Source organism: Dyadobacter sp. CY345, assembly GCF_021502725.1.
Taxonomy (GTDB): domain Bacteria; phylum Bacteroidota; class Bacteroidia; order Cytophagales; family Spirosomataceae; genus Dyadobacter.
The window spans coordinates 207,477-220,366 of sequence record NZ_JAKFFS010000004.1; the positions used below are offsets into that span (position 1 = coordinate 207,477).

Consider the following 12,890-nt stretch of genomic DNA (forward strand, 5'->3'; position numbering starts at 1 on the left):
AAATCATAGGAGACTTGGATATTGTTTTTGCTGGCTTTTGTCTACAAAGTCGTAACAAGAAAAGCCCGATTCAGATGAATCAGGCTTTTCTTGTTATCGAATGAATTTTGAATTATCTCAAAACCTGAACCCAACCTTTAAATTGTGCTGGTTTTCCGCCACGCTGAACAGATTCAAAATAAACAGTCAGTTCATAATAATATTGGCCGGCAGCAAGCTCATTTCCGGAGTTATTATTTCCGTCCCAATTAATATTTACATCGTTTGTCTCGAATACCTTAGCTCCCCATCGGTTAAAAACCTTAAATTCAACTGCCTGTACAAAACTTGGGCAATCAAGTGGCTCGAACGTATCATTTTTTCCGTCCCCGTTTGGTGTGATGACATTTGGCAATTCAATAACCGGACAGTTGTCTTTACAAACGATATTGCTTGGCAAGCTTTCTGTGCCATATTTATTGACAGCTGTAACGTAATAACATCCTGCAAAAGAAGTAAGTCCTTCATGAGCGAAAGAAGTAGAAGCAGGGGCTGCAATTTCGTTCAGCAGCGTCGGTGTATCACCTTCATACCTGGTGTAATATAACCGGTAGGCAATAATATTCTGGTCACATTCAGCGGTTTGCGGATATGTCCAGGACAAATTATTTGTAAATGAAGTCTGGCCGCAATACGTGTCTCTTTTTACTTCTGCACAATTCAGCTCATCGATGGATAAAACCGGAACGCAGGGTTTGGTTGTATCAGAAGCAGACAGACAAATAATTTGCGAGAAATTATAAAGTGGGTCAGCCTTGATCTGGGTATTATTATAACTGCCAACTGTCTCAACTTTGTAACAATAAACCGAATCTCTAAGGATTGATACATTTACAGTTCCGTCAGCAGCATATCTATCTGTACCGTCGTCGGTGAAAGTATAACTCTGAGGACCTTGCACTGAAACATCTGCAATTCTGTTGAAAGTGCCGGGTCTGGCTTTATCTTCCCGGTAAACTCTGTGGGTGCGATTATCATTACTCCACGGAACATTGGCAGTCCAGTTCAAACGGATACTTGTTGGATTTGCCTGGCCCTGTGACAACCTTACGCTGCTGGCAGTTTCGGTCTCATCCAATTTTACAAGATTGCCTGCTTCGGTATAATAATATTCAATCTTATAATTATACGCATTGGCAACTGTGTTCAGGCCTCTGTCGACATAAACCGTATCCGCGGCTCCTGCTGAAAGATTTGTATTGATCGTTGCGACTTCGGTAAAAGCGGTGCCGTTTAGCCCTGTTGCGCGAAAAAGCTTATATTGAGCCGGAATGGAAGCGCCTGCCTGAAGCGTTGGTCTTGTCCATTTTACAGTGATTTGCCCGTTCGTTTCATTCGTCTCGTCAACAGTTACATTGGTGATTACAGGCATAATCAAAGGTACTTCAATACAAACCTGATCTGAAACGATACTTTCTCCACCGCCCACCAGATATCCCGGTTCATTGATGTCAGAACCCGGTCTTGGAAATTCAACCACAATTCTATAACTATAAGAAATACCCGATTCCAGGCCGGTGTTATTATTGTTATCTACATAAAAAGTTTCACCTATACCAACTCTGGCGATTTCTTCATAACCTGAACCGGCCGGAATTCCTGGGCTACACACATCAATCGGGATAACTCTACAGCCTTCTCTTCTGTAAATAACAATTCTCGCACCAGGAATCGGACATTTATAAGAGTCCCAGGTTAACCGGAAAGCCTTTCCAGCTGCATCTGTGACCGGAACGGCACGCAGATTTTGCGGTGCCGGCCCGTAAACGCTTATATTAAACGTCGTTAAGTCAACAAGTTTTCGAAATAACGTTGCATTTGGAGCGCCCACCGCTGGCCCATCTTCAACCTTGAATAGTACGTCGTAAGGTTCAAGCCGTATATGATTACAATCCGTTTGCCATCGAAACTGGCCGGTAATAGTTGCTTGCGCGCCTTGTTGAGGGACAGTGAAAGTGGCATAAGGAGAGGCAATCAGCGGAGTAGATTGGTATAAACCGCTTGTGCTGGTCAACGTCAGCCTGTCTCCATTTTCATCGGTTGCCCTTATTGTCTGGTTAATAAGTGTTCCTGCTTCGACACAAATTGGCTCCATGAGATCCAGTTTTGGGCGATCGTTTCTTGCATCTTCCACGATGATCTGCATATCCCGGATAATTTCACCAATCTTCACGCCGTCCCGCCATTCTTCAACGACAAAAGCAACATTGTATAACCCCCGTGTGACAGGAGCGTCCCAGATAAGATCGCCCGTAATTGCGTTCATACTAAAATTTGCTGGCGTTTGCCCGGCTTCTGTTACGCCTGGAGGTGTTACCAAATTAGGGTCCTTGTAGCCAAGATTTTCACCCAGACCTCTCGAAGTTCCCTGCTGCGGAGTATAAAGGCGGTAAGCAATACTATCTCCGTCTGCGTCAAAAGCACCTGGATTATGGATATAACGCTGTCCGACGGCGGCAATATCGATCGGAGCATTTAATAAAACCGGAGTCTGATTTACACCTACGAAAGAATTGATTACGATATTGGTATGTACATAAAAATTCAGGCGGTCAGTTGGGACAGGGCTTAAGTTCAGAATGTTAACATTTCTGTTGTCAATTGAAACGGATATGCTCCAGTTACCTGCAGAAGGGAATACATAACGCGTGGTGTAGATGTTCTGGGTTGTGTTATTTCCAATATTGCGCGTTAAGGCATCGATTCGGTCGACCTGTGTTGGAGCTGCGTTTGTTCCTGACGCTCCGTTATAAAAATACATGAAAACAGATCTTTGAGCTTCTGCCGCGCCGATTCCGTTAGGGCTTACGTCGAAATAACCGGTAAAAGTTACGTCGTAGGCAAGCGGGTTATTTGGAACACGTCTTGCCGTAATTTCACCTGCTCTCGCGTGTGTCGCATAAGCCTGGTTCCCGAAGGCAAAACAGATCAGTATAAGAAGTAAAACCTGAAATTGTAAATTATTGCGCATATAAATTAGTTACTTTATTCTGAACAGAGGCAAACATTTCACGGCAAATCCTGTACAAGCATTATTTGCGGTATATAATAACGACAATGATATATGTTAAAGCAAACATTTTTATCTAAAAAATAAAAACAGCTAAGCTCTATATCACGGTATAGGAACGAAAAATCTATTTTAAAATGTATTCATCTATTCGTATTAAAACCTCCAGTTGCGGCAAATCCCGGAATAAAATTTATCAATTCCGTAGCTGGATGACTTTCAGTAATTAAATGGTAAAGCAGGTACTTAATAATGATTATAAATTGTAAAGCGGTTCATAAAAATGATCCTCTTTTATTGTCTCGCAAACGTTTGTGCCATACCTTTGAAAGGTTCTAAATATACCTTATTTTTTTGTACTAAAACTATTCGTGTTTGCTATGTCTTGGTTTACACAAGCATTAACAAGTTCAATCGGTAAGAAAGTGATCATGTCGCTTACCGGTTTATTTTTGATCAGTTTTCTGGTAATACATGCAACCATCAATGCAATGATTTTTTACAACGATGGGGGCGAAACATTTACTCACTGGGGTCATTTTATGGGTACCAATCCCATAATTCGTACGCTTGAAATCGGTCTGGTTTTAGGTTTTCTTATTCACATTGCTGACGGTCTGTGGCTGACTAAAAATAACAATGATGCAAGGCCTGTAAAATATGCTGTAACGAATCCAAGTGCGAACAGCAGCTGGTACTCGCGCAGTATGGGTTTACTGGGTACGCTGATATTGATCTTTTTGGTGATTCATACCTCGCATTTCTGGATTCCAAACCGTTCCAATCAGTTTGCAACCGGCGAAGAGCTGAACCTGTATCAGATGATGCTTGACATATTCCAGAATATCTGGGTTGTTATCATCTATGTGCTTGGATGTTTCTCTCTTTTCTGGCACTTATTGCATGGTTTTGAAAGTGCATTTAAATCATTGGGTCTATACCATTTGAAATATAACGGTGCGATTCATGTTGCAGGTGTTGCCTTTTCAATCGTCGTTCCCACCCTTTTTGCACTGATGCCAATCTCAATTTATCTTGGTTGGGTGTATTAATTGCAGCATTTGACGGTTCAGTATTCACTGTGAATATTGATTTCAAGGTTGAATGCTTTTGTTTAAATAGTTGAATCTCAATTTTCGGTTAATTAACATTTCAAAATATATGGCAACTTCATCTCGTCTGGATGCCAGAATACCACAAGGCTCGCTGGAAGATAAGTGGGAGAAATATAAATCAACAGTACCTCTTGTAAACCCTGCCAACAAGCGTAACATTGAAGTAATTGTTGTTGGAACCGGTTTGGCCGGCGCTTCTGCTGCCGCTACGCTGGCAGAAATGGGATATAAAGTAAAAGCATTTTGTTTCCAGGATTCTCCTCGTCGTGCGCACTCGATTGCGGCACAGGGTGGTATCAATGCAGCTAAAAATTACCAGAATGATGGTGACTCAGTTCATCGTCTTTTTTACGATACAATTAAAGGAGGAGATTACCGGTCACGCGAAGCCAATGTGCATCGTTTGGCCGAAGTTTCCGGAAATATTATTGATCAGTGCGTTGCGCAGGGAGTTCCTTTTGCACGTGAATATGGCGGACTTCTTTCCAACCGGTCTTTCGGTGGGGTACAGGTTCAGCGTACATTTTACGCGGCAGGACAAACCGGTCAGCAACTTTTACTAGGAGCTTATTCAGGTTTGCAGCGCCAGGTTGGTATGGGTACAATCACCATGTACAACCGTCACGAAATGCTTGACGTTGTGAAAATCGACGGAAAGTGCCGTGGTATCATTGCAAGAAACCTGGTAACAGGTGAATTGGAAAGGCATTCTGCTCACGCTGTTTTGCTTTGTACTGGTGGATACGGTAACGTATTTTATCTGTCGACAAATGCCATGGGTAGTAATGTTACTGCTGCATGGAAAGCGCACAAACGTGGTGCATTCTTTGCAAATCCATGTTTTACGCAAATTCACCCAACTTGTATTCCGGTATCCGGTGAGCATCAGTCGAAGCTGACTTTGATGTCAGAATCACTTCGTAATGATGGTCGTATCTGGGTTCCGAAAAAACAAAATGATACGCGTCCTGGAAACGAAATTCCAGAAGATGAAAGAGATTATTATTTGGAACGTCGTTACCCAGCTTTTGGTAACTTGGTTCCACGTGATATCGCTTCCCGCGCTGCAAAAGAAAGATGTGATGCCGGATATGGTGTTGGATCTTCAAAACTGGCGGTATTCCTGGATTTCTCTGCTGCTTTCCACCGTTACGGACAGGGAGAAGCAAACAAAAATAATATTACCAATGCACCTGAAAGCCAGATTCTGGAATGGGGTAAGGCGGTAGTGAAAGAAAAGTATGGTAACCTTTTCGATATGTATAAGCAGATCACGGGAGAAGATCCTTATGAAGTGCCTATGCGTATTTATCCTGCGGTTCATTATACCATGGGTGGACTTTGGGTTGATTATAACCTGATGACAACTGTTCCTGGTTTATATTCATTAGGTGAAGCGAATTTCTCAGATCACGGTGCAAACCGTCTGGGAGCTTCTGCTCTGATGCAAGGTTTGGCCGACGGATATTTTGTGATTCCAATTACGGTTGGAGCTTATCTGGCTGGTGAAATTAGAACCGGCAAAATATCGACCGATCATGAAGCTTTCGTTCAAACTGAAAAGGAAGTAAGTGATAGAATCCAGAAATTGATTACAATTAAGGGAAAAACCTCTCCAGAAGTATTCCACCGCCGTTTGGGCAAAATCATGTGGGATAAATGCGGAATGGCCCGTAATGAAGAAGGATTGAAAGAAGCCATCGCAGAAATCCGCGCGTTGCGTGAAGAATTCTGGACAGATGTAAAAGTGATGGGTAAAATCGGTGATTTTAATCCTGAGCTTGACAAAGCAAACCGCGTTGCTGACTTTATTGAGTTAGGTGAATTGATGTGTATCGATGCATTGACACGTGATGAATCCTGCGGAGGCCACTTCCGTGAGGAATTCCAGACAGAAGAAGGTGAAGCACTTCGTGATGACGAAAACTTTATGTTTGTGTCGGCATGGGAGCATATCGCAACAGAGAAATGGGAGCTTCACAAAGAAGATCTTGTTTATGATAACATAAAAATTGCTCAGAGAAGTTATAAATAGCTATCGGCTATTGGCTTTCAGCTATCGGCTTCAAACCCGGTACTTCTTATGAGTTTATAACTAATAAATTTCGTTAATAGTTAATCATTAACAGTTTAGAAAAATGAGTGCAGGCAATATGCGTCTTACGCTTAAAGTGTGGAGACAGAGCAATACAGATACACAAGGAGGATTTGAAAGTTATAATCTGGATGGCGTTTCTCCGGACATGTCTTTCCTTGAAATGTTCGATATTCTTAACGAACAATTAATTGAAGAAAATAAAGAACCTGTCGCTTTCGATCACGATTGCAGAGAGGGAATATGCGGATCTTGTTCAATGTTTATTAACGGACGTCCACACGGCCCGTTGAAAGGCGTAACAACTTGCCAGTTACACATGCGTTCTTTCCAGGATGGTGATACAATTACCGTTGAGCCATGGAGAGCAGGAGCTTTTCCGGTTATCAAGGATTTGGTTGTAGACCGTGACGGTTTTGACCGGATTATATCCGCAGGTGGTTTCGTATCTGTGAATACCGGAAATGCGCAGGATGCTAACAGCCTACCAATTCCTAAGGAAAATGCTGATGATGCATTTAGCGCAGCAGCTTGCATTGCTTGCGGAGCTTGTGTGGCAGCATGTAAAAATGCTTCTGCGATGCTATTTGTTTCGGCGAAAATTTCACAGCTTGCTTTGTTGCCACAAGGCCAGGCAGAACGTAATATTCGTGCAGAGAAAATGGTAGCGCAAATGGATGCAGAAGGTTTTGGTAACTGTACCAACACTCACGCATGTTCAGCAGAGTGTCCGAAAGAAATCAGCTTTGAAAACATTGCTCGTATGAACCGTGAATACATTGGCGCTAAATCATCGTCCAAAGGGGTTTAGGCATAGTTCAAAAGAATTGAAAATATATAGTAAGAGGTGGTTTATTTAGTTAGACCACCTCTTTTTTGTAGTGTAAAAGGCAACGTAATGAATTTGTAAACATGCCATCATCATGACCGATTTGATAACCCATTAAAAAGCGAGAAAGGCGACAGATTTAAATCAGTCGCCTTTCACACTTTTAATCTTAATGATTAAACCTTATTTCTTGGTAGAATCAGCCGCAGCTTTACCAGCGTCAGAACCTTTATATTCCTTATTTAGACCTTCAATTACTTTCTGAGTAACATCAAGAGATTTGTCAGCGAACAAAATTCCGCCACCCAAAGAATAACCTAACACATATTCGTATTTGTTTTCTTTGTTATATTTTTCGATATAAGCTCTGATTTGCTTGTAAAGCTCTTCGTTTTTACCAGCTTCTTCCTGTTGAAGTCCAGCCATAGCCTGATCGCGATAAGCGACAAGATCCTGCTGTTTTTTCATCAATTGCGCTTCTGTAGAACGGGCTTGATCAGGCGTCATTGTTTGTGCTTTTTGTTGGAAAAAAGCGACCTCATTCTGCAAAGAGCGTCCTTTTGTATTCAATTCATTTTCTAACTGGAATTGTTTGTTTTCAAGGGCTTTCTTGGTATCCTTGAAGAAATCGTAATTCGTCAAAAGAGAATCGACTTGTACATATACCGTACGGCGGCCGGCAACTACGCCTCCGTCTGATCCCGCGCCTGTTTCTGATTTATTTCCTGAGAAATGTAAGAAAAATAACACCGCTACGGCTATACTAAGCACGATGTTCCAAATTAACGAAGTATTGTTATTCACGTTTTTAAGATTTTGTTTTTTTTAGAAAGAGCCGCAAAGATAATGATTTGTGTTTCAAGGCCTACAATTCCTTAAATTTTTACTGGACTTTAAATATAGAAGGATGATCTCTGGAATAAATTATTTCTATTTTCTGGCCGTTTTGCAGATACCCATATTGCTTCGGATCTAGTCCCTGGCGGAGAATTCCATCCGGTGTTGGATATTCAACAGCCATAAAGGGTTGATGGTAAGTCGATTTTAAAGTATAAGTAAGATCGACAACGCCAATAACTTTACCAATCGTTCCCTGTACTTTCCCATTCAAATAATAAGCCTGAATCTTTTTGTTTGTCAACGAAGCTGTTTTCTCAATAAAAATATAAAGAAAAGTTAATATCAAAATAAACAGTAATACTGACAGGATACTCAGATACCATTTTTTAGGTGTAAAGAGAAACTGATAAAATTGAGTCGTCTTAAATCTTTCCATCACAGGAAAAAAGATAAATAAAGAGCCAACAGTCGTAATGTTAAGTGACCACCATTTCACCGACACCCAGTAGTCAAGATTATGGACAAACAAGGCAATAAGTAGAAAGGCGAATAATAATAAAAAAAGGCCAATGTATATTTTTTTCACTGTACGCTTTTTCTGACAAAATAACCTGACAATCCTGATAACCCTCCGACGATGCCTCCGACAATGGTTGTTACGATCAGTAATAAAACTCCGTTCGGCAAAGAAAAAATCTCAGCAATTCGATTGGACATAATCCCGTCCGTACTCAGGTGCGAATACAAACCATAAGAAAACCAGAGAAATGCAATGGCTAGAAAACCCGTAATAAAAGAATGAAAACCGCTCTTGGCGCGCCAGATCATCACCAGAAAAGGAATTAGTGCGATAGTCCACCAGGGCATGAAAAGTTGAAGAATGGCGGTGACGATGAAAATAATGAGAAAATTCATAGCGCTATTTCTTTTTAAGAATGATCCTGGAAGTTAAATGCGGATTTTGCTGATCGGGAGAAGATAAATATACAAGCTCATTCAATTCGCCTTTTTCCCATTTTTCCAATAAATTCAGATAATAAGGGCTGCCCGGATTCCCTGATTGTCCTCCCGGATAAATTCCGTACGCTTTCGGACTCGGGCCCAATTCCACAACCATTCGCCAGGATGGCCCGTTTCTCTTCGTTATTGCGTTAACAATCCCCGTTCCGCCACCCACTTTTAGATGAGGTGCATTAAAAGGTTTTAGACTTCTGCTCAAATGTTTGATCTCCGTATCTTTTACCTCCGACCACTGCCACGACGGACTCATTGCACCGTGTCTGGCATTTAGCGTATCTACCGCCGCTTTAAAACTGGCAATTGTTACATCAGATAACGTTTCTTTCTGCGGTGTTTTAACGTTGTCAAACCACTTGGCGTCGGGCTGTTTTAAAATCATATACAGAAGGCGATCTCTCGAAGGATAAGCCAATGGTGCATTGGGTGATTCAAATTCATCATTCCATACCGCACTTCTTAAAGCAGGAAGCCATTCTTCAAAGATAGAAGGAGCAATTTTTTCAGGTGCGTTCTGATAATTCCAATCTGTCAAAACCTGTTGAGCAGCTTTATAAGTGGAATTCAGCGGAGTTTTTTCTAAAATGGAAAGCAGTTTCGGCAGTACCGTGCGTGCAAGCACATTAAAATTATCATTTTGCAGCATTCTCAGGCTGTCCGCATTTCCAGAAGCCATTTTCTCAAGCCGCTCATTAATCCTGATCGCACGCTCTGAAGGTGAGAAGATCCAGTTGATGTAATAGGGATAGGAGGGGTCAGTAGAAGATTGATTAGCAGAACTCACAAAGCCTCTGGGTGGATTTTTAACGAATGGATTTTGCTCAGCCGGAATCCAGCCTTTCCAGTCGTCATCCGGATTGGTACCGTCCAGCAAAAACTTTCCCTGGTCTTTTCTTTTTAACGGTAATTTTCCATTTACCGTAATCGCAATATTTTTCCCATTATCTGCAAAAACAAAGTTTTGGGCGGGTCCAACATACTTTGCCAGGGCACTACGATAATCGTCGTAGTGCTTTGCTTTGTTAAGTTCATAGAAAGTCAGGAAGCTGTTACCAGGCTCATGCCCGATCCATCGTGTGGCCAGATTTACAGATCCTGTCAGTTCGTCAGAATATTTGGTAACTGGCCCGTGGTGTGTGTACGTAACTTGTTCCCGGTATGGTTCACTTTGCCCTTTTACAAAAATGACTTCTTCACGCTTGCGGGTGGGTTTCCATTGATTGTCGTACCAATAACTTGACTGTGAAGCATCTTTGAAAGTAATTTTATAACGGTCATAAACATCCGCATCTACATTGGTAACGCCCCAGGCTACATTTTGATTAAAACCAATTATCACACTGGGAATGCCTGGCAATGAAACTCCGCAAACATTCAGATCCGGTGAATGCAGCTGAACCTGATACCAAATAGATGGTAATGTCAATTCCAGATGGGGATCGTTGGCAAGAATAGGATAGCCGGTAATTGATTTTTCTGCACTAATTGCCCAGTTATTACTACCAATTCCTTCCGGTTTAATTTCTGGTTTTGGTGATTCATTTATCAGAACGGAGTCCGTCGTAACGGCAGTCTTGGCGGTAGGAATTTTTAGCGGCTCAAAATTCCAAACAGTCCCAGCCGGAATAATTGGGCTTTCCTGAAGCATTGGATAATCCGGAAACAGATCTTTTATCACCTCATTTCCATACTTTTTCAAGACATTTGACATATTCAAGTCATTCGAACGGCCGGCCAGCGTCAATGTCATTTGTTCCAGCATGTACATCGTGTTGATGGGTTTCCAGAGTTCGGGCTCATATCCCAGCAATTTAAATTCTACCGGATAGTCTTTTTTGGCGAGCTGGCGGATGTAAGCGTTGACACCGGCGGTATAACCCAGCAATGCTTCCCGGGACTTTGGATCACTCAGTGCAATTTTTGCATTTACTTCAGCGCCATAAGCCATTCCGAGACGGCGGCTGTTTTTATCCATTTCCAAAGTTGCTGGTCCGAGTACTTCCGAAAGTCGTCCGGATGCAGCTCTTGTCTGGATATCCATTTGCCATAACCGATCTTTTGCAGTGATATATCCCTGCGCATAAAAAAGGTCAAAATCATTTTTGGCAAAAATATGGGGAACGCCAATGTCATCAAACCGGATTGTTACCTCATCCCTGAGACTATCTAGTTTCAAAACAGTTTCTCCTTTTGGATCAGAAATCTTCTCACCATTTTGCCAGAATCCTGTAAACGGACTTAGAAAGGAACCCAGCGCAGGAACCGGTCCCCAAGGCCTGTTCAATGCATATACCAGAATGATCGTCAGTATAATCGTCGAAATGGCTTTGACAAATTTCATATTGAGGAGACTAAAGTGAAAATATCTGCCTTTTATCTATTCTGTATCCGCAACCGCCTCCACTATCGCTTCAATAAGATTTAAATCACTGTATAATACTGATCGCTCGTCTGGTATTTCTCCTGCCATGGAGATATCAGCCGGAAAAAATTTCTGTCGGCCTGGGCGAAAGGATTTGGCAGTCAGATGCAAGGCATGAACGCCTGTTTCTTTTAGTTCTTTGGCGTTTTGGTGGTTGACACCGCCACCAGCCATAATTTCTATTGAGCTTCCTGCCGCTTTCGCCAATTGTTTTAAAAGTGGAAGAGCCTGGGAAGCACTAGGTTTCTGACCGGAAGTTAATATTCTTTCAGCGCCGGTTTCGATGACTGCTTTCAAAGCTTTGATAGGATCAGGTGTCAGATCGAAAGCCCGGTGGAAAGTTACTTTCATCGGTGCTGCAAAGTCTACGAGCGCTTTCGTACGTGCTATATCTACCTGTCCATCAGGCAGAAGGACGCCAAGAACCACACCGTGTGCTCCTAGTTTTTTAGCAAGTGTAATGTCTCTTTTCATGATTTCTTCTTCGAAAAAATCATAAACGAAATCTCCTCCACGTGGCCGGATCATCACAAATACCGGGATTTTAACGTGTTCCAGTACCATTTCAATAAGGCCGGCGCTTGGCGTAGTTCCGCCTTCGCCAAGTCCTCCGCATAATTCGATACGCCCAGCTCCGCCAACCTGGGCGTTCAGGCAGGATTCAAGTGAATATGCGCAAACTTCAATTGTCATAAATAGTATTGATCGTTTAAAGTCAAAGAATGGTCATTAAGCCGTCTAAATAGATATTGTTTATTCTTGTATTAAATTTTTACCGTTCTTAAAAATAGTAAAACTTCAAAATTAAGCTTTTATAAATTTGAAACATCATACACTTTAAATCATATAAATATGTTGAAGAGCTTCTACTCATTGCTATTAGATGTTGAAAAAACCTGGCAAGATTTCCAACCATTGGAACTGTATCCAGATTTACTACAATTATTAGCCCATATTACTTTCTTTACGAAACTTACACCGCCACTTGAATTTTATGGTTTTGGTTTAATTTTTTCCATTTTGCTTGTTGCCATAATGAGCGAAGATTTTCACAATTGGATAGCAAGAAAGCGATATTTGGCAAAGATAATCGAGCCATTGTTTATTGCTTTGATTATCTCATCAATGATATTCTTTTCAATATATAATTTTACCCTTTTAATTGAAGAAGAGGAGATTTATAGAAGCCCACTTAGCTTTTTTTCCTTGTTCCTGATTTTTAGTCTCAGTACTTGGACAAACAAAAAGGAAAAGTTAGTTTTATTCACAAGAAAGGATAGTGAACAATAATGTTCTAATACTGATTTGAAACGACAACCATCAAATTTCTATCAAACAATTAAAATCTGCGGGGAACGCTTTTTGTATATTGTTGGTGATATCAAAATAGAAAGAAGAGCATCTTTGCAGGAAGGATAAATTTATGATATTCAAATGCTTATCCCGCCTGGAAAAATATTAATATTAAAAAACAATTATTTTTAATATTTTTTGTTTAAAATTATCAAAAGATGCAATTTTTT

10 protein-coding genes are annotated in these 12,890 nt (G+C 41.2%); 4 read left to right on the forward strand and 6 right to left on the reverse strand.

The features are described 5' to 3' along the window. Positions 1–112: 112 nt before the first annotated feature. Positions 113–3,010 carry a gliding motility-associated C-terminal domain-containing protein gene (locus tag L0657_RS18110; RefSeq protein WP_235152166.1) on the reverse strand — a complete coding sequence of 966 codons (2,898 nt, stop codon included), beginning with the start codon at positions 3,008–3,010 and terminating at the stop codon, positions 113–115. Between the two features lie 419 nt (positions 3,011–3,429). On the opposite strand from L0657_RS18110, the gene L0657_RS18115 reads away from it, so the two are divergent. From L0657_RS18115 to L0657_RS18125, 3 genes are all read left to right on the forward strand, one after another. Then, entirely contained in the window at positions 3,430–4,101 is a 672-nt protein-coding gene (locus L0657_RS18115) for a succinate dehydrogenase cytochrome b subunit (RefSeq protein ID WP_235152167.1), read from the forward strand. A 109-nt stretch (positions 4,102–4,210) separates the two neighbouring features. After that, positions 4,211–6,199, forward strand: a complete 1,989-nt coding sequence (locus L0657_RS18120; RefSeq protein ID WP_235152168.1) for a fumarate reductase/succinate dehydrogenase flavoprotein subunit — start codon at positions 4,211–4,213, stop codon at positions 6,197–6,199. Positions 6,200–6,317: 118 nt separating this feature from the next. Continuing rightward, positions 6,318–7,070: a succinate dehydrogenase/fumarate reductase iron-sulfur subunit gene (locus L0657_RS18125; RefSeq protein ID WP_235152651.1), complete on the forward strand. Its 753-nt coding sequence runs from the start codon at positions 6,318–6,320 to the stop codon at positions 7,068–7,070. Positions 7,071–7,271: 201 nt separating this feature from the next. Here L0657_RS18125 and L0657_RS18130 read toward each other — a convergent pair whose 3' ends face one another. From L0657_RS18130 to L0657_RS18150, 5 genes are all read right to left on the reverse strand, one after another. Beyond that, positions 7,272–7,892: an OmpH family outer membrane protein gene (locus L0657_RS18130; RefSeq protein ID WP_235152169.1), complete on the reverse strand. Its 621-nt coding sequence runs from the start codon at positions 7,890–7,892 to the stop codon at positions 7,272–7,274. Positions 7,893–7,971: 79 nt separating this feature from the next. Continuing rightward, entirely contained in the window at positions 7,972–8,514 is a 543-nt protein-coding gene (locus tag L0657_RS18135) for a hypothetical protein (protein WP_235152171.1), read from the reverse strand. Beyond that, positions 8,511–8,843 (reverse strand): hypothetical protein, encoded by a 333-nt coding sequence (locus L0657_RS18140; RefSeq protein WP_235152172.1) that lies wholly within the window; start codon positions 8,841–8,843, stop codon positions 8,511–8,513. The genes L0657_RS18135 and L0657_RS18140 overlap by 4 nt, the downstream gene beginning before the upstream one ends. 4 nt (positions 8,844–8,847) lie before the next feature. Beyond that, a complete protein-coding gene (locus tag L0657_RS18145; RefSeq protein WP_235152174.1) occupies positions 8,848–11,286 on the reverse strand; it encodes a penicillin acylase family protein in 2,439 nt (812 codons plus the stop codon). 36 nt (positions 11,287–11,322) lie between these two features. Continuing rightward, a complete protein-coding gene (locus L0657_RS18150) occupies positions 11,323–12,060 on the reverse strand; it encodes a copper homeostasis protein CutC (protein WP_235152175.1) in 738 nt (245 codons plus the stop codon). A 159-nt stretch (positions 12,061–12,219) separates the two neighbouring features. On the opposite strand from L0657_RS18150, the gene L0657_RS18155 reads away from it, so the two are divergent. Beyond that, entirely contained in the window at positions 12,220–12,657 is a 438-nt protein-coding gene (locus L0657_RS18155) for a hypothetical protein (RefSeq protein ID WP_235152176.1), read from the forward strand. Positions 12,658–12,890: the final 233 nt, after the last annotated feature.

Excerpts from the sequence above, each read along its gene's own strand:
- L0657_RS18145 (WP_235152174.1), bottom strand. The coding sequence starts at position 11,286 with ATGAAATTTGTCAAAGCCATTTCGACGATTATACTGACGATCATTCTG.
- L0657_RS18115 (WP_235152167.1), top strand. The coding sequence starts at position 3,430 with ATGTCTTGGTTTACACAAGCATTAACAAGTTCAATCGGTAAGAAAGTG.
- L0657_RS18155 (WP_235152176.1), top strand. The coding sequence starts at position 12,220 with ATGTTGAAGAGCTTCTACTCATTGCTATTAGATGTTGAAAAAACCTGG.
- L0657_RS18150 (WP_235152175.1), bottom strand. The coding sequence starts at position 12,060 with ATGACAATTGAAGTTTGCGCATATTCACTTGAATCCTGCCTGAACGCC.
- L0657_RS18125 (WP_235152651.1), top strand. The coding sequence starts at position 6,318 with ATGCGTCTTACGCTTAAAGTGTGGAGACAGAGCAATACAGATACACAA.
- L0657_RS18140 (WP_235152172.1), bottom strand. The coding sequence starts at position 8,843 with ATGAATTTTCTCATTATTTTCATCGTCACCGCCATTCTTCAACTTTTC.
- L0657_RS18110 (WP_235152166.1), bottom strand. The coding sequence starts at position 3,010 with ATGCGCAATAATTTACAATTTCAGGTTTTACTTCTTATACTGATCTGT.
- L0657_RS18120 (WP_235152168.1), top strand. The coding sequence starts at position 4,211 with ATGGCAACTTCATCTCGTCTGGATGCCAGAATACCACAAGGCTCGCTG.